Origin of the sequence: Flavobacterium succinicans (assembly GCF_001662485.1) — a bacterium.
Taxonomy (GTDB): domain Bacteria; phylum Bacteroidota; class Bacteroidia; order Flavobacteriales; family Flavobacteriaceae; genus Flavobacterium; species Flavobacterium succinicans_A.
The window spans coordinates 191969-209277 of record NZ_JMTM01000035.1; the positions used below are offsets into that span (position 1 = coordinate 191969).

15 protein-coding genes are annotated in these 17309 nt (G+C 36.0%); 12 read left to right on the forward strand and 3 right to left on the reverse strand.

Translation table 11 applies throughout. From position 1 onward, the window contains the following. Window positions 1–12 precede the first annotated feature (12 nt). Entirely contained in the window at window positions 13–303 is a 291-nt protein-coding gene (locus FLB_RS06360) for a DUF4834 family protein (RefSeq protein ID WP_064715286.1), read from the reverse strand. A gap of 121 nt (window positions 304–424) precedes the next feature. On the opposite strand from FLB_RS06360, the gene FLB_RS06365 reads away from it, so the two are divergent. Both FLB_RS06365 and FLB_RS06370 read left to right on the forward strand, forming a co-directional pair. Next, window positions 425–1375 (forward strand): transporter, encoded by a 951-nt coding sequence (locus FLB_RS06365; RefSeq protein ID WP_064715117.1) that lies wholly within the window; start codon window positions 425–427, stop codon window positions 1373–1375. A 78-nt stretch (window positions 1376–1453) separates the two neighbouring features. Beyond that, window positions 1454–2575 carry a hypothetical protein gene (locus FLB_RS06370; protein ID WP_064715118.1) on the forward strand — a complete coding sequence of 374 codons (1122 nt, stop codon included), beginning with the start codon at window positions 1454–1456 and terminating at the stop codon, window positions 2573–2575. Window positions 2576–2690: 115 nt separating this feature from the next. Here the strand turns inward: FLB_RS06370 and FLB_RS06375 are convergent, their stop codons facing one another. Next, the gene (locus FLB_RS06375; RefSeq protein ID WP_064715287.1) at window positions 2691–3953 is read right to left on the reverse strand and encodes an aminotransferase class I/II-fold pyridoxal phosphate-dependent enzyme; all 1263 of its coding nucleotides are present in this window, start codon (window positions 3951–3953) and stop codon (window positions 2691–2693) included. Window positions 3954–4307: 354 nt separating this feature from the next. On the opposite strand from FLB_RS06375, the gene FLB_RS06380 reads away from it, so the two are divergent. The 4 genes from FLB_RS06380 to FLB_RS06395 all read left to right on the forward strand — a co-directional run bounded on the left by FLB_RS06380 (window position 4308) and on the right by FLB_RS06395 (window position 8632). Further along, window positions 4308–5084, forward strand: a complete 777-nt coding sequence (locus tag FLB_RS06380; protein ID WP_064715119.1) for an NYN domain-containing protein — start codon at window positions 4308–4310, stop codon at window positions 5082–5084. A 22-nt stretch (window positions 5085–5106) separates the two neighbouring features. Beyond that, window positions 5107–5685, forward strand: a complete 579-nt coding sequence (locus FLB_RS06385; protein ID WP_064715288.1) for a non-canonical purine NTP diphosphatase — start codon at window positions 5107–5109, stop codon at window positions 5683–5685. 206 nt (window positions 5686–5891) lie between these two features. Further along, the gene (locus FLB_RS06390; RefSeq protein ID WP_064715120.1) at window positions 5892–7775 is read left to right on the forward strand and encodes a DEAD/DEAH box helicase; all 1884 of its coding nucleotides are present in this window, start codon (window positions 5892–5894) and stop codon (window positions 7773–7775) included. An 89-nt stretch (window positions 7776–7864) separates the two neighbouring features. Continuing rightward, a complete protein-coding gene (locus tag FLB_RS06395; RefSeq protein WP_064715121.1) occupies window positions 7865–8632 on the forward strand; it encodes a carboxypeptidase-like regulatory domain-containing protein in 768 nt (255 codons plus the stop codon). On the opposite strand, the gene FLB_RS06400 is transcribed toward FLB_RS06395, so the two are convergent. Further along, a complete protein-coding gene (locus FLB_RS06400) occupies window positions 8633–9025 on the reverse strand; it encodes a LytR/AlgR family response regulator transcription factor (RefSeq protein WP_064715122.1) in 393 nt (130 codons plus the stop codon). It lies immediately after the preceding gene. Between the two features lie 223 nt (window positions 9026–9248). Here FLB_RS06400 and FLB_RS06405 point away from each other — a divergent pair, with 223 nt between their 5' ends. The 6 genes from FLB_RS06405 to FLB_RS06435 all read left to right on the forward strand — a co-directional run bounded on the left by FLB_RS06405 (window position 9249) and on the right by FLB_RS06435 (window position 17238). After that, entirely contained in the window at window positions 9249–9629 is a 381-nt protein-coding gene (locus FLB_RS06405) for a hypothetical protein (RefSeq protein ID WP_231891053.1), read from the forward strand. A 208-nt stretch (window positions 9630–9837) separates the two neighbouring features. Beyond that, window positions 9838–10638: an MbnP family protein gene (locus tag FLB_RS06410; protein WP_064715289.1), complete on the forward strand. Its 801-nt coding sequence runs from the start codon at window positions 9838–9840 to the stop codon at window positions 10636–10638. 273 nt (window positions 10639–10911) lie between these two features. Then, window positions 10912–11952 carry a cytochrome-c peroxidase gene (locus tag FLB_RS06415; protein ID WP_064715124.1) on the forward strand — a complete coding sequence of 347 codons (1041 nt, stop codon included), beginning with the start codon at window positions 10912–10914 and terminating at the stop codon, window positions 11950–11952. 45 nt (window positions 11953–11997) lie between these two features. Next, the gene (locus tag FLB_RS06420; RefSeq protein WP_064715125.1) at window positions 11998–12960 is read left to right on the forward strand and encodes a hypothetical protein; all 963 of its coding nucleotides are present in this window, start codon (window positions 11998–12000) and stop codon (window positions 12958–12960) included. 449 nt (window positions 12961–13409) lie between these two features. Further along, window positions 13410–15554 carry a TonB-dependent receptor gene (locus FLB_RS06430; RefSeq protein WP_064715127.1) on the forward strand — a complete coding sequence of 715 codons (2145 nt, stop codon included), beginning with the start codon at window positions 13410–13412 and terminating at the stop codon, window positions 15552–15554. 91 nt (window positions 15555–15645) lie between these two features. Next, window positions 15646–17238: a PepSY-associated TM helix domain-containing protein gene (locus FLB_RS06435; protein WP_064715128.1), complete on the forward strand. Its 1593-nt coding sequence runs from the start codon at window positions 15646–15648 to the stop codon at window positions 17236–17238. Window positions 17239–17309: the final 71 nt, after the last annotated feature.

Consider the following 17309-nt stretch of genomic DNA (forward strand, 5'->3'; position numbering starts at 1 on the left):
CAGTGCACAAATTTAATCTATTTCTTCGTAATCCACATATTCTCCCACTTTTTTGGTTTCTTTTGGGTTTTTGGATCGAGCCGTATCAACAATAATCTCGTCTTGATTGCTGTATCTTCTATTATTTTGCGCATACTGCTGTTGGGCATATTGTTGCTGCTGCTGAAAATTTTCACCAGCTTTTTCTACCGCTTTTTTAACTAAAATTGGCAAAAAAAGTTTAGCCAAAAATTTAAAAACATAGTAAAACATAATCATGTACAACAATGTTCTTACAAATCCACTAAATGAGGCTAGTTGCATATCTAAAAATTTTTTCAAAATTAGTAAATCAAATGATCAAATTTAAAATACTAATCTTAAATAAATAATAAAATATAGTACTTTTGATTGCGTTAGTATTTTAAATCAAAAGAATATAACTATGCTCCCATTCAAAAAAATTGCTTTAATCGCTTTATTTTTAATTCCTTTTGCTCACTATGGGCAATTTACCGATCAAATTAATTCCAACCGCCCTGGAGAAACCATGTCTGCTTATGGTGTTGGTAAACACATTATCCAGATTGAAAGTGGTATTTATGGCATAACTTCCCACCACAATTTATTGAATTATGATGTGAATGGTTTTGGTCTTGACGCTACGATTCGTTGGGGTGCCTTTTTGGAAAGATTAGAAGTCATTGCAGATATTCAATACCAAAATGATCAACTCGACACTAATATTAGTTCAACCAACAGAGCCAATTTTAGGCAGACCAATTTGGGAGCCAAATATTTAATTTATGACCCCTTTAAAAATTACGAGAAAAAAGTCAATTTTTACAGTTGGAAAGCCAATCAACGTTTTAATTGGCGACAATTAGTTCCTGCAGTTTCGGTATTCGCTGGATCCAATTTTGTTTTTTCTGGAAACCCTTATGCTTTTTCTCTAGAATCAAGTATTTCTCCAAAAGTCATGCTGATTACGCAAAACCATTTAGGTGATGGCCGTTGGGTTTTTGTTACCAACATCATCGCTGATTATATAGGAACAGACTATCCAAGTTATGGCTATGTAGTAACTTTAACCCGCGGTTTCAGTAAAAAATGGTCGGGTTTTATTGAAAACCAAGGTTTCAACAGTGATTTTTATAGCGATATGATCGCTCGTGGTGGAGCGGCTTATTTAGTAAACAACAACCTACAAATTGACGCTTCAATAAGTACGAATTTCAAAAACACTCCAACCATATTATATGGCGGATTTGGAGTCTCTTGGCGCTATGATGGTTTTTACAAAAATACCATTTCAAGAATGAAAAATGGAAACATTAAGAAAAAAGCAATCGATAATCAAGAACAAGAGAGAAGAAGAAAATCTAATTTCGATTAACAAATAAGCCCATAATTGGGCTTTTTTTATGGATAAAAGTTGGCTATATTCGCACCTACACTTTACACTTTATAATCCATGATTACGATTCACGAAGCCAAAAGCAAAAAAGAAATCACCGAATTCATAAAATTCCCTTTTTCTCTCTATAAAGACAACAAGTATTGGGTACCTCCATTGATTGCAGATGAATTGGAAACTTTTGACAAAACCAAAAATCCCGCCTTTGAAAATGCCGAAGCCTATTTTTTTGTCGCCAAAAAAAACCAAGAAGTTGTTGGAAGAATCGCTGCTATTATCAATTGGGATGAAGTTAATAATCAAGAGAAAAAAAAGGTTCGTTTTGGTTGGTTTGATGTTATTGACGATATAACAGTAACCCAAGCACTACTTGAAAAAGTGTATGAATTGGGGCGCAAAAACAACCTAGAATACGTAGAAGGTCCGATGGGTTTTTCAAATTTAGACAAAGTGGGCGTGCTAACCGAAGGTTTCGAAGAAATTGGCACGATGATTACTTGGTACAATCACCCATATTATGCGCAACACTTTGAGCAACTAGGCTATGTAACCGAAAAAGAATATGTAGAAAATAAATTTCCTTTTTCGAATGTAAGACCCGAAACTTTTGAGAAAGCAGAGGAATTGATTAGAAAACGATACCAATTAAAAGCCATCAATTTCACCAAAACCAAAGACGTCCTTCCGTATGTGGACAAAATGTTTGATTTATTCAATGAATCGTATGCCAAACTTTCCTCGTTTGTAGCAATTACGGACATTCAGAAGGAGTATTTCAAAAATAAATACATCAACTTCATCAATCCAGAATACATCAAATATGTAGAAGACAAAGACGGAAATCTTGTCGCTTTTGCCATCGTGATGCCAAGTTTTTCAAAAGCGCTACAAAAAGCAAAAGGCAAATTATTTCCTTTTGGTTTCCTTCATTTATTACAAGCAAGAAAAAACTGTAAAGACGTTCTTTTTTACTTAATTGGCGTGCATCCCGACTACCAAAATAAAGGTGTTACTGCGGTAATTTTTAAAGAATACCATAAAACTTTCACCGAAAAAGGCATTCAAAATTGTATCCGTACTCCCGAATTAGCAGACAATCTCGCTATCCAATTGCTATGGAAAAACTTCAATCCTACCATTCACTGCCGAAGAAAAACGTTTAGAAAAGAACTTCTTTAAGAAAAGAGTTGTCAGTTTTCAGTCCTCAGTGGTCAGTTTTAAACCTCAGTAAAACAAAAAAAATCCATTCGCCAAAAACGAATGGATTTTCTATATAAGTGAAAACCTTAAAAAATTAAGCTTCCATATCTACTGTAGTGCGTGCTGCAATTTCTTTATACGTTCCGTTAACTAGTTTCTCACGAATGGCTTCGAAAGCCGCCAAAGTTTCTGCAATATCTTCTAAAGTATGAGAAGCCGTTGGAATCATACGCAACAAAATAATACCTTTCGGGATTACTGGATAAACAACAATCGACAAGAAAATACCGTAGTTTTCTCTCAAGTCGTTCACCATCACCATCGCTTCTGGAATACTTCCCTCTAAGTAAACAGGAGTAATACAAGTATTAGTATCACCAATATTGAATCCTCTTTCTTTTAATCCGTTTTGTAACGCATTAACATTTTCCCACAATTTATCTTTAATCGCAGAAGATTCACGCAACAATTGCAAACGCTTCAAAGAACCAAGAGTTTGTATCATTGGCAATGCTTTAGCAAACATTTGAGAACGCAAATTGTATTTCAAATAATCAATAATGTCTTTATCAGCTGCTACGAAAGCACCAATATTCGCCATAGATTTTGCAAACGTAGAAAAATAAACATCAATTCCGTCTTGACAACCTTGCTCTTCACCTGCTCCAGCACCTGTTTTTCCAAGCGTTCCAAAACCGTGTGCATCATCCACCAATAAACGGAAATTGTATTTCTCTTTCAAGGCTACAATTTCTTTCAATTTACCTTGTTGTCCACGCATTCCAAACACACCTTCGGTAATGAACAAAATTCCTCCACCTGTTTCTGTCGCCATTTTAGTAGCACGTTGCAGGTTTTTCTCCATACTCTCTAAATCATTGTGCTTGTAAGTAAAACGTTTACCCATATGCAAACGCACCCCATCAATAATACAAGCGTGAGAATCTACGTCATACACAATGATATCGTTTTTAGTTACCAAAGCATCAATAATAGACACCATTCCTTGGTAACCAAAATTCAACAAATAAGCCGACTCTTTCATCACAAAAGCAGCCAATTCTTGCTCTAATTGCTCGTGATATTTCGTGTGTCCGCTCATCATACGTGCACCCATTGGGTAAGCAGCACCAAACTGAATGGCTGCATCCGTATCTGCCTGACGCACTTCTGGATGATTGGCCAAACCTAAATAGTCGTTCAAACTCCAGTTCAATATATTTTTTCCTTGAAATTGCATTCTTGGTCCCAATTCTCCTTCTAGTTTTGGAAAAACAAAATAACCTTCTGCCTGAGAAGCCCATTTTCCTAAAGGACCTTTATTGTTTTGGATTCTTTCGAATAAATCTTTTACCATAATATAATGACTTAGTACTACATTTTTATTAAGGCGCAAAATTAAATATTTAAAATTTATAATTACTCCCAAAATCCTTTTATTTTACTTAAAAAAATGGTCTTTTTAGACAATTCTTTTTAGCCACAAAATCCTGCTCTTCATTACAAGCTCTTGTGACTCAACCGATTTTCACTAAAGCACTAGCAGGAGCTAATAGCTACCCTATCCTTCGGAGAGGGGCTGGGGTGAGGACGAAGCTCTGCTAGTACAAGTAAAACATTCAGTTGAACTACAAGAGGCTTTTCATTTCGATCAGGTCTAGGCAAAGTGCTAACCATAAAGTTTGTATCTTTGAACACCAAAGCTTTAAAAATGTCAAACAACACCAAAGAGTTAAAACTAGCTGTCCTAATTGACGCCGACAACGTTCCGTATAGCAACATCAAAGGGATGATGGAAGAAATCACTAAATACGGCACTCCTACCACCAAACGCATCTATGCCGATTGGACAAAACCCAATGCTAATGGATGGAAGTCTGTTTTATTAGAACACGCCATTACGCCCATTCAACAATATAGCTACACCATAGGTAAAAATTCTTCCGACTCCGCTTTGATTATCGATGCGATGGATTTGTTGTACTCAGACAAAGTAGATGGATTTTGTATCGTTTCTAGCGACAGCGATTTTACCCGACTTGCCATTCGGTTGCGAGAATCAGGTATGAAAGTCATTGGAATAGGTGAAAAGAAAACCCCAAACGCCTTTATTGTGGCCTGTGATCGTTTCGTATTTATAGAAGTTTTAGAAGGTGCTACCAAAAAGAAAAAACCAAAAGCCACCACCACTACAACTCCATCGGATACCAAAAAAGTAGTAGAAAAAGAAACGGCTATCAAAATAGACAACCCAACTATTGACCTTATCGAAGATGCCATAGATGCCATAAGCGACGATGATGGCTGGGCATTTTTGGGCGATGTGGGAAATCTAATCGTCAAAAACAAACCCGAATTCGACCCAAGAAGTTACGGCTTTAGTAAACTCACCCCTATGCTCAAATCCCTAACCGAAATTTTAGAAATTGACGAAAGAGATTCGGATAAAAAAGGCATTAAACACGTCTATGTAAGACTTCGTTATTAAATCATTTAAAATGTTAACCAAAATGAAAATAGTATTCGCCACCAATAACGAAAACAAGATAAAAGAAATCCAAAGCATGCTTCCAGAAAACATCACGATTGTGAGTCTTGAAAGCATAGGTTGTTTTGAGGAAATTCCAGAAACTGCGGCTACTATCGAAGGAAATGCTATTATGAAAGCGAATTACATAACCGAAAAATATGGTTATGATTGCTTTGCTGATGATACTGGACTTGAAATCGAAGCGTTAAACAACGAACCAGGCGTTTTTTCTGCCCGTTATGCTGGAGAACAACGTTCCGCTGAGGACAATATGAATAAGGTACTGCATCTTTTAAACAACGAAAGCAACAGAAACGCACAATTCAAAACCGTAATTTGTTTGAATCTTAACGGCAAACAATATTTATTCACTGGCATAGCCAAAGGAACTATTATTTCAGAAAAAAAAGGCGAAGGCGGCTTTGGCTACGACCCTATTTTTCAACCTGAAAATTATAATGAGACTTTTGCGGAACTTTCACTTGAAACTAAAAACAAAATCAGCCATCGCGGTATCGCCACACAATCATTACTTGCATTTCTTAATACAACTCATTAACAATCAAAAATGTATCATTTTTTATAGCAATTTTCATCATTTCTCGACATAATTTCACTTCAAAAAGGCTATTAAAAAAATAAAAATAAAAAATAAAAAAGCTAACTTTCTGAAAATCAAATCACAATAAATCATTAAAACTTAAAATAGCATTAGTTAATCTGAGATATTAACAGTAATTTTGCACCCTATTTTAAAAATACATAATGAACAAATTTGAACAATTAGGATTGAATGAATCGTTACTGAAGGCGATTTTAGATCTAGGATTTGAAAATCCGTCAGAGGTACAGGAAAAGGCGATTCCCCTATTATTGGAAAAAGACACAGATATGGTTGCGTTGGCTCAAACAGGGACAGGGAAAACGGCAGCTTTCGGTTTTCCGCTAATCCAAAAAATTGATGCCGACAACAGAAATACACAAGCATTAGTTTTATCGCCTACACGCGAACTTTGCCTACAAATCACCAACGAGTTAAAAAACTACGCAAAATACGAAAAAGGTATTCACGTAGTAGCTATTTATGGTGGAGCTAGTATTACAGAGCAAGCTAGAGAAATTAAAAGAGGAGCACAAATTATTGTAGCTACTCCAGGAAGAATGCAAGACATGATCAATAGAGGCTTGGTAAACATCAAAAACATTGATTATTGCGTACTTGATGAAGCAGACGAAATGTTAAACATGGGATTCTACGAAGACATTTGCTCTATTTTATCAGATACTCCAGACGAAAAAAGCACATGGTTGTTCTCTGCAACTATGCCGGCGGAGGTAGCAAGAATTGCAAAACAATTCATGAGCAGTCCCGTAGAAATTACAGTGGGAACTAAAAACTCAGGATCTGCAACAGTATCACACGAATTTTACTTGGTAAACGCTAGAGATCGTTACGAAGCGTTGAAACGTTTAGCCGATGCTAATCCAGACATTTTCTCAGTAGTATTTTGTCGTACCAAAAGAGATACGCAACAAGTAGCTGAAAAATTAATCGAAGACGGATACAGCGCTGCTGCATTACACGGAGATTTATCGCAAGCACAACGTGATGGGGTAATGAAATCGTTTAGAGGAAGACAAATCCAAATGCTAGTAGCTACCGATGTAGCCGCACGTGGAATTGACGTAGACAACGTAACTCACGTTGTAAACTACCAACTTCCTGATGAAATCGAAACCTATAACCACCGTTCTGGACGTACTGGTCGTGCTGGTAAATTAGGAACTTCAATTGTAATCGTTACTAAAAGTGAATTGCGCAAAATCTCTTCTATTGAAAGAATCATCAAACAAAAATTTGAAGAAAAAACAATCCCATCTGGAATTGAAATCTGCGAAATTCAATTATTACACTTAGCTAATAAAATCAAAGAAACAGAAGTAGATCACGAAATTGACAACTACCTTCCAGCAATCAATGATGTTTTAGAAGGTTTAAGCAAAGAAGAATTAATCAAGAAAATGGTATCGGTAGAATTTAACCGTTTCATCAACTACTACAAAAAGAACAGGGACTTATCTAGCCAATCATCTGGTTCGGATCGACGTGAACGCGACGATAGAGATGGTGCTTCTAGAGGAAACAATAGTGGTGCTACTCGTTACTTTGTAAACATCGGTTCAAGAGATAATTTTGACTGGATGACTTTGAAGGATTTCTTAAAAGAGACTTTAGACTTAGGTCGTGATGACGTATTCAAAGTAGATGTAAAAGAAGGATTTTCTTTCTTTAATACAGACGCTGAACATACTGATAAAGTAATGGACATTTTAAACAATGTACAATTAGAAGGACGTCGTATCAATGTAGAGATTTCTAAAAATGATGGTGGCGGAAGACGCGACCACAACGGAAGAAGCTCTGGAGGTTTTGGAGGTAGAAGTGCTGCTCCAAGAAGAGAAGGTAATTTTGCTCCAAGAAGAGAAGGTGGATTCCGCAGCGACAGAAACTCAGCTCCAAGAGAGGGAGGATTCAGAAGCGAAAGAGGAAGCGCTCCAAGAAGAGAAGGTGGTTCAACAGAAAGAGCTCCAAGACGTTCTGAAAGCTTTGGCGATAGCCCAAGACCAAGAAGACCAAGAAGAGACTAACATTCCTTTGTTAATTTTCTTATAATAATACTAAGAAACTACAAAATATTTAATTGCGATTTACTACTTTTAAAGCTTTAAATTCGTATATGAGATATTTTGTAGTTTTCTTTTTTATCCTACTTTCAGTTAGCAGTTTCGCACAAGAAACCAACCCTACTTTAAAAGTTTCTGGAACTATCGTAAATGATAGTAATGACCAACCTTTATCATACGCTAACATCATCAATGTCAACAAAGTAAAAGGAACTACAACCGACACCAAAGGCAACTTTGAAATTGAGGTTTCACAAAGCGATACTTTACACGTCTCATTATTAGGTTTTCAATCGATTAAAGTACGAGTTACAAACGACTGGTTAAAAAACAGAACAACAGTAATTAAGCTTACAGAAAAAGCGATAGCGCTAGAAGAAGTCATTATCCGCCCATTTCATTTAACGGGTTACTTGGAAGTTGACTCTAAATTAATTCCTATAAAAGAAAACTTCAGATATAGTATATCGGGATTAACTGCTGGATATGAAGGCGGGCAATATTCTCCTGATGCTTTCGGAAAAGTATTGGGATCGATTTTTAATCCCGCAGATATGTTGTATAATTTTTTTGGAAAAAAACCCAAAGAGTTACGACGTTTAAAGGATTTAAAGAAAGACGATACGGTACGCAAAGCATTAGAATCTAAGTACGATAGAGAGATGATAGCCACCTTATTAGGAATAGACAAAAATGAAATTCCAGACATCTTAAAACGATGCAATTATTCAGACGCCTTTATCCAAACAGCCAATGATTTACAAATTATGGATGCCATAAGTGGTTGCTATGAAGAATATAAGATTTTGAAGAAAAAATAACTACTCTTCTTTACTTTTTCGGATTTTTTTGATGCGTTTGATTGCCTTTTTAACAGCATCTTTTACGGCAATTTCGCTAAATGGTTTGACCACAAAATCAGCAGGATTATACGCTGAAGCCTTAAAAAAATACCCAGGATAAGCTGTAGCAAAAATAATTTGAAAATCGATAGTTTCAAATTGATCTAAAACTTCAAAAATTTGTTTTTCACGCATAGTAATATCCATAAAAACAATATCGGGTTTCTTAGCTACAATCTCTGAAAAGGCGGTCTCCAAAGTTTTCGCAAAACCAACAATCTCAAGTTTTGAGCAATGCGTTGAGATAATTTTTTTCAAAATCTCAATGTTGATCATTTCGTCATCAACAAGTACAACAGAATATACGCTCATAAAATGGTTAGGAATAAATGGTGGTATTTTTATGCTAAATAGTTTTTAAATATAATTAAAAACAACAACAAAAAAGCGTGACGGCATTACATTTATCAAGAATTTATTGTTAATAAATCACAATAAAGTCATAAAACCAGAAAAATGCTATTTACAAGAAATATAATTTTGTAATCTAAAATCTTGTACTACTTTTACACATTGAAAAAACATTGTAATTGTTGTGAAAAAAATTGGCGTATATCTTCTAACCATCACCTTACTATTTCCTATCTTGGGAAATTTAGTGATATATACTCAATTTAAAGCCAACCAAGACCAAATCATCAAAACCATTTGTATTCAACGAAAATTAGTTACCAATACTTGTAATGGACGTTGTGAATTACAAAAAAGCCTAAAACAATTTGATGAGAATGAGAAAAAAATGGAAAACATTCTGAAAGAAAAAGCAGATTTTGTTTACCTCATTCATTCAACACCTACATCATTTGCAAGTAACACTCCGATAACTTCAACAACCAAGTTGAACGTTTTTCATACGTCTGGAAAAACCATTTCCAAAACAAATTCAACTTTCAGACCTCCCTCCTTTTTACTATAATTTTATTCAACATTCATTTCAATCTCAATTGAAATGCATCGCCTTGTATGAAAATACAACCTCTCGCAATGATTGCCACTGAAAGATTTCGTGCGTTTTAATTCGAAAATGCGCTATAATCATTTCAAAAAAGAACATATATCAAGTTCTTTTTCAATACAATCATGCAAAAAAACAAATGAATATCATAATAGTAAAAAACCAACTCATGAAAAAATATATTTTAAAAGCAGCCTTAGCTTTAGCAGCAATAATTACAATAACAGCTTGTTCTAACGATAATGACGAAGCAATCACAGGAACAGGAGCTTTAACACTAGAATTTGATAACGCTTTCAAAGCCAATGACCTTATTCTAACTTCACAAGCGAATACAACAGCCAACAACGAAGTCTTGAAAATCAGCACAGTAAAATACATCGTTAGTAACATTGTGTTGACCAAAGAAGACGGAACAACGTTCACTTACCCAAAAAGCGAAAGCTACTTCATTATAGACGAAGCTACTCCAGCTAGTTTAGAAGCTCAATTAAAAAACATTCCAGCTGGTAACTACACCAAAGTAAAATTCGGAATTGGAGTAGACAAAGCACAATGGGAACTTGGTGCCACAGGACAAGGCGATTTCTTAGCCAAAGCACAAGCAGCAAAAATGATGTGGAGCTGGACTGCAGGATACAAATTCTTAGCTTTCGAAGGTACTTTTACTTCAAGTACAGTAACAACTCCTACTTCGTTTATGATTCACACAGGACAAACAGGAACCGATTACAACTATACTGAAATCACTTTGGATTTAGCTACCAAAGCATTAGTTAGAACCAACATTACCCCTCAAGTACACATCATCACAGATATCTCTAAAGTGGTAGACGGAACCAACACCATCAAATTGACAGACAACAATATGGGTGGTATGGGTGCTATGATTATGAGTGGTTCAAAATTAGCCTTAATAACCACAAATGTTAACCAAATGTTCAAAGTAGATCACGTTCATAACGACTAATCCACTTCACAAAAAGCGATTGAAAGTTGCCATCAATTAAGAATAAGAGCGAATCATCAGGCATTTTTGTCAACAAGATTCCCGCCATCATTCCAAAACTTGTGAGCTGAACACCAGCTCACAAGGTTTTTCCCTTCTGTCGGGGCTAGAAGACCAACATTTAGGATATTTTGGAAACATTCAAAAGGAAACTGCTTTCAATCGTTTTTTCACCAAAATCGCTAACCCAAGTTATCGCGATTCCCTTTTTAATAACAAAATGTACACATACAAATGAAAACAAAATACCTATTGTTGTTCATTTTTTCTATTCTTTTGAGTTGTTCCAACGACAACGACGAAGACTATCAAAATGTACCCATCGACTTCAAAGTCCCCTCCAACTTTCCTCCAGTTGCCTATAATTTTGCCAATAATCCATTGACAGAAAAAGGATTCGAATTAGGAAAAAAATTATTCTATGACGGACGATTGGCTTCAGACGGAACCGTTTCTTGTGGTTTTTGTCACGAACAAGAAACAGCTTTTACGCATCACGGACACACCGTAAGTCACGGAGTAGACGGTGCTGTAGGCACTCGAAATACGCCTTCCATTCAAAATTTAGCCTATCAAACGACCTTTATGTTTGATGGCGCTACCAATCATTTGGACTTACAACCCATCATTCCTTTTACCAGTCCAATAGAAATGAATGGCGATTTCAACAAAGCGCTTGCGATGATGAAAAATGACCCTGAATACCGAAAGTTATTCAAATCCGCTTTCACTGACGGATTAATTAATTCCGAAAATATGCTAAAAGCCTTGGGACAATTTATGGTAATGATTACCTCAAGCAATTCAAAATTTGATAAATTCAGAAGAAATGAAGGAGGCATCACACTAAGCACAACCGAAAAAGAAGGTTATACTGTTTTTAATGCCAAATGTGCCTCTTGTCACGCTACAGATTTAATGACCGACCATTCTTTTAGAAACAATGGCTTACCCGTAAATCCAGCAGTAAACGATGTGGGACGTTACCGAGTGACAGAACTAGCCGCCGATTTATACAAATTCAAAGTGCCAAGTTTAAGAAACATCGAAAAGACAGCACCTTATATGCACGACGGACGCTTTGGAACACTAGAAGCCGTTTTAGATCATTATGCCAATGGTGTAGAAAACTCAACAACTTTGGATCCTATTTTAAAACAAAATGGAAAAATAGGTATCGTACTTTCTGTTCAAGAAAAAGAACAACTTATTGCCTTCTTGAAAACACTAACCGATTACGAATACCTCACCGATAAACGATTCTCGGAATTTTAAAAGTTAGCAAAAATTGTCAATAAACACAAAAACAACCCATCAAGAATGAAAAAAATATTCCTATTACTTCTTATTTTATGCCATCAAATAGGATTTAGTACAACGACAGAAGACCCAATTTCGGGATTTACCTTTCAAAAGATGCTTATAGAAAGCTATGACGATTTTTGTGATGCTTGTGGTTGTTCTGCAAGTGGTGGAAGTATGGGATTCAGTTCCATGCTGAACTCTAATTTTGTGGGGATTCGGTATTTTTATCAAAGTTATTCTAGCCAAGACGGAATATTTGCTAATTCGCCTTGGGTAGACGAACACTTTAATACCCTTCAAATTTGGAGTAAAATTCCCGTTACAGAACAATTACAACTTTCGCTATTAGTTCCTTACCAGTTTCACAACAGAGAAAGAACCACTGGCAACGAATCCATCAAAGGTTTGGGCGACATCACCCTGATGGGATTATATACTATCTATAAAACTCACAAAGACAGCACTCTTTTGATTCATAAATTACAGCTTGGAGGTGGTGTAAAAATGCCTACTGGGAAGTTTAACGAAACCAACAATGCTGGAAATATCAACCAAAGTTTTCAAGTAGGAACTGGGAGTTGGGATTTTTTATTAGCTACAGAATACATCCTCAAAAAAGGGAAATTAGGATTGCATACTATGGCCAATTATACCGTAAAAACAGAAAACAAAAAGCAATACCAATTTGGAAATCAGTTCAATTATGGCAGCACGCTTTTTTATTTATTTGATACTTCCGCTGTTCAATTTGTACCTCAATTAGGAATTGCAGGAGAAGTTTATGCTACCAATAAACAGTATGGGTTGAATTTACCTAATACTGCTGGAGATGTTTTGTTTAGCAAACTTGGTGTAGAACTAGGAAAAGACAATTTTTCTCTTGGAATTAATACTATGCTACCTATCAATCAACACTTAGCCAATAGTAAAATGGAAGCTAATTATCGTTGGAGTATTAATTTGAATTATAGTTTATAACCACACGATTTTGAAAAAATTTCTTGTAATTAGTTTATCATTTATTCTTATGCTCCCACTTATGGAGCACGCTATTCTATTTACACTATTCAAAATCAATCAAAATGAAATTTCAAAAACGATTTGTGTTCAAAGACAACTCATTAACAACACGTGTAACGGTCGTTGTGAGCTACAAAAAAGTTTAAAAAAACTAAATGACAATGAAAAAGATTTTGATAACCGCTTAAAAGAGAATACCCATATCGTTTATGTAAAATCGCTCTTAGAGACCAATTACACTCTAAACGTTTTCATTTTTTTGACCAAGAAAAAGTTTTACAGCACTGTTCAAAAACCCATTTCAATAGTTTTATATCATTTTCGACCACCATCTGCTACGCTTCTACTTTAGTAAATGTTTTTAAACAAAAAAAATCAACTTAAGATTAGAATTTCAGATAAACCAAATGAAAAAATATATTACAGCCTTATTACTAGTAGGGCAAATCGCTATTGCGCAAAATAAAACCGAAAAAGATAGTACCAAAACCCAAGATTTAGAAACCGTTTTTGTTACCGCCAACCGTACCGCTACCCAAAGAAAACAAACCCCAACGGCCATCAGCAAACTGAACGCCAAAACTATAGACGAAGCTAAAGCCGTTGCTGTATTTGAAGTAATCAACAAAATACCTGGCGTGTTGATGGTCAATTTAGGGAATGAGCAACATTCTATGGCTATTCGCCAACCTATGACTACAAATGCCTATTATTTATACCTTGAAGACGGATTACCTATTCGTCCAATGGGAATTTTTAATCACAATGCATTACTAGAAATCAACCAATTCAACCTTCAAAACATTGAGGTAGTCAAAGGGCCTGTTTCTTCATTGTATGGACCTGAAGCCGTTGGCGGTGCCATCAATTTAATTTCAAAAAAACCAACAGTAGACCCAGAATTCAAATTCGGAATCCAAGCCGACCAATGGGGCTACCACCGTATTCAGGCTATGGCAAGTGCGACTGTTGGCAAAGTTGGTTTTCAAATAGCTGGAATTTCAAGTTTGCAAAAAAATGGCTGGATGGCTTTCTCTGATTACAATAAAGACAATCTGAATGCCCGTATCGACTTCAACATCAGTCCAAAAACTCGATTAATCGGTACAATGATGTGGGGTAAATATTATTCGGATATGAGTGGAAGTGTAAACGAAGATGCATTTTACAACAGAACCTACAAAAGCACCACCGATTTCACTTATAGAAAATCCGATGCCTTACGAACTAAATTGGCGCTTGAACACGACTGGAATAGCAACTCAAGTAGTGCCTTGACAGTTTATTTTAGAGATAACAAATTAGGACAAAATCCTTCCTACTCTATTCGTTGGACCACTGGAAAAACTACAGCAACAGGCGAAATCAACTCTAACAATTTCAAAAGTTATGGCGCCATTGCACAACACACCCAAGAACTATCCTTTTGGGATACCAAAATTGTCGCAGGTGTACTTTATGACTATTCCCCAGTAACCTATTGGGCGTATAGAACCGACTTAAAAGCCAACTTAAACCCAGGTGGATTAACAGTAAACAATTACGAACAAATCGCAGAAAGACCAGACATCAAATTAGTGGACTATACAGCTGACATTTACAACTCTGCCGAATATGCTCAAATTAGTTTTAGTCCTATTGAACAATTGGTTCTTACTGGAGGCTTACGTTATGACAATATGAAAGTTGATTATGACAATGCTCTCGATAAATCCATCGGAACCAAAATATACGACAAAGTAACCTTCAAAGCTGGAGCCAACTTCAATCCATCTACTTACTTTGGATTTTATGCTAATTATGCACAAGGATTTGCACCTCCAGGAATCACATCTATTTTTAGAGCCAAACCAGGAACAGGTGGAACCACAGGTAAACCCGCTGAATTTTACTACAATCTTGAGCCAGCTACTTTCGACAACTACGAAGCTGGTGGTTGGATAAATGTTCTAAAAAACAAGTTGTATTTTGATTATGCCATCTACTATATGGATGGTAAAAATGAACTGTTAAGTATCCGCCAACCAGACAATTCAACCGATTTTCAATCTGCAGGAGAAACAAGACATAAAGGAGTTGAATTTGGTTTCAGCTACAAACCTTCTGAGCAATTGAACATTCGATTTGGTGGAACTGTTGCTGAGCACACCTTTATCAACTTCAAAGTATCGGATAGACCAACCGATGCATTGAAAAACTTAGATGGTAAAGAAATGCCTCAAGCTCCAAGATGGTCAGGAAACGCAGAAATCAGCTATTACCCAAATTGGTTACCTAATTTTAGAACAGCTCTAGAATGGCAATCCGTAGGAAGCTATTACCAAGACCAAATCAACACGGTAAAATATGCAGGTTACGATATTTTCAATTTTAGATTGGGCTATCACTATAAATCCCTTGAATTTTTTGGAAACATAATGAATTTGACCGATAAATTATACGCCTTTAATGTGTCGCGCGCCAATCTAAGCACCTCACAACCATCGTATACTGCCGCCGCACCTAGAACCTTCTTAATAGGATTACAATATAATTTTTCATTAAAAAAATAATTAGGAGCTAATCCCGTCATCCGCTGTATCTTTTGGGGCGAACCCCGCCCCAAAAGGATGCCGCTACTACCGGGGCTAAAAAAAACAAACAATGAGCACAACCCACAACAACGAGAAAACATCCAAGAAAAAGGATTCGAAATTCATCAAAAAAGTAAAGCAAAAAATATACGCTTGGCACAGATACATTGGGATTATTACGATTGTGCCCGTTATTTTTTGGACACTGTCAGGGATAATGCATCCTTTTATGGCGCATTTTTTCAAACCGACTATTGCCAATGAACAAATCGAAAAAGTAACCATCGACTCGTCAAAAATCAACTATTCCCTTAAAGAAGTATTGCTAAAAAACCAAATCAGCAGCTTCAAAAATTTCAGAATAGTATCTTTTGACAAGGCTACTTATTATCAAGTGAAAACCGAAAAAGATTCACTTTTCTACTTTGATACAGCAACCTCAAAAAAACTAGAAAACGGAGACCAACACTACGCACACTGGCTTTCGCGTTACTTTTTAGAAGACCAAGAAAGTACTATCGCCAAAACGGAAGTGGTAACTGAATTCAATTCTCAGTACAAATACATCAATCGCTATTTACCAGTTTATAAAATCACGTACAATCGTCCAGATGCTATGGAGATTTATGTAGAAACCGCTTCGAGCAAACTAGCCACCTATAACCCAAAATCAAGACAAGCTTTCATTTGGTTTTTTGACACGTTTCATAATTGGGCGTTCATAGATTGGATTAGCAACAACAGCATCCGTATAGTAGTAATGTTCATTTTCCTTGGCATTATCTTCTTCTCGGCCATAAGCGGGATTGTGATTTATGGCTTATTTTGGAAACAATTCAAAAAAACAGACCGTCTAGCGCCCAAAAAAGGAATTAGAGCCTATCACCGTCAAATCGGAATTTGGTTTTCGTTTTTTACCTTAACCTTTGCTTTTAGTGGGGCTTATCACGCTACAACCAAATGGGAACCTTATGTTTTAGACAAAATGGTGTATGAACCCCTTTTTAAAACCAATGAGTTACCAACCGCTAATACAGCCTTAGCTTTAGATTGGAAAAAATTGGAAAACACCAGTTTGATTCGTTATAATGACAGCATTTATTACCGTTGCGAATTACAATCCAATAACAAAAGCACTACCGAAAAACCAAAATGGGGCAACAAAAAAGCACAACCCGTTAGCGAAATTGTGTACATCAACAGTGTTACCAACAAAGTACGTCCCAATTTAGATATAGATTACGCTACTTTTTTGGCTAATTATTTTGATGACAACACTCAGAAAGCCGCTTGCTGTGAAATGGACAACACGTCTACCGAACCTAACTGCGCGATAAAAGAAGCTAAACTATTAGAAGCCAAACAGCTTACAGAATTCAATAGCAGAGAATATGGTTTTGTCAACAAACGTTTGCCAGTAATCAAGTTAGCGTATGACACGCCAAATAAAAAAACCTATTTTATAGAAACAGCCACCTCAAGATTAGCAGCTCTAGTCGAAACATCGGACAAAATAGAAGGCTATTCGTTTGCTATTTTTCATAAATTCTTGTTTATGGATTGGGCAGGAAAAAGTGTTAGAGACTTGTCTACCGTTCTAGCCGCTTTGATTATTTTAGTTGTTAGCATTTTAGGTTTAGTTTTGTTTTTGAAAAAGAAGTAGAATTTCTCTCTTTTGATACAACATTTAATCAAAAAATCATTCTCCCAATTGCATCTTGTGATTGGGAGTTT

Bases quoted from the DNA above. Each gene is read 5' to 3' on its own strand.
- FLB_RS06360 (WP_064715286.1), bottom strand. From the start codon at position 303: ATGCAACTAGCCTCATTTAGTGGATTTGTAAGAACATTGTTGTACATG.
- FLB_RS06365 (WP_064715117.1), top strand. From the start codon at position 425: ATGCTCCCATTCAAAAAAATTGCTTTAATCGCTTTATTTTTAATTCCT.
- FLB_RS06370 (WP_064715118.1), top strand. From the start codon at position 1,454: ATGATTACGATTCACGAAGCCAAAAGCAAAAAAGAAATCACCGAATTC.
- FLB_RS06375 (WP_064715287.1), bottom strand. From the start codon at position 3,953: ATGGTAAAAGATTTATTCGAAAGAATCCAAAACAATAAAGGTCCTTTA.
- FLB_RS06380 (WP_064715119.1), top strand. From the start codon at position 4,308: ATGTCAAACAACACCAAAGAGTTAAAACTAGCTGTCCTAATTGACGCC.
- FLB_RS06385 (WP_064715288.1), top strand. From the start codon at position 5,107: ATGAAAATAGTATTCGCCACCAATAACGAAAACAAGATAAAAGAAATC.
- FLB_RS06390 (WP_064715120.1), top strand. From the start codon at position 5,892: ATGAACAAATTTGAACAATTAGGATTGAATGAATCGTTACTGAAGGCG.
- FLB_RS06395 (WP_064715121.1), top strand. From the start codon at position 7,865: ATGAGATATTTTGTAGTTTTCTTTTTTATCCTACTTTCAGTTAGCAGT.
- FLB_RS06400 (WP_064715122.1), bottom strand. From the start codon at position 9,025: ATGAGCGTATATTCTGTTGTACTTGTTGATGACGAAATGATCAACATT.
- FLB_RS06410 (WP_064715289.1), top strand. From the start codon at position 9,838: ATGAAAAAATATATTTTAAAAGCAGCCTTAGCTTTAGCAGCAATAATT.
- FLB_RS06415 (WP_064715124.1), top strand. From the start codon at position 10,912: ATGAAAACAAAATACCTATTGTTGTTCATTTTTTCTATTCTTTTGAGT.
- FLB_RS06420 (WP_064715125.1), top strand. From the start codon at position 11,998: ATGAAAAAAATATTCCTATTACTTCTTATTTTATGCCATCAAATAGGA.
- FLB_RS06430 (WP_064715127.1), top strand. From the start codon at position 13,410: ATGAAAAAATATATTACAGCCTTATTACTAGTAGGGCAAATCGCTATT.
- FLB_RS06435 (WP_064715128.1), top strand. From the start codon at position 15,646: ATGAGCACAACCCACAACAACGAGAAAACATCCAAGAAAAAGGATTCG.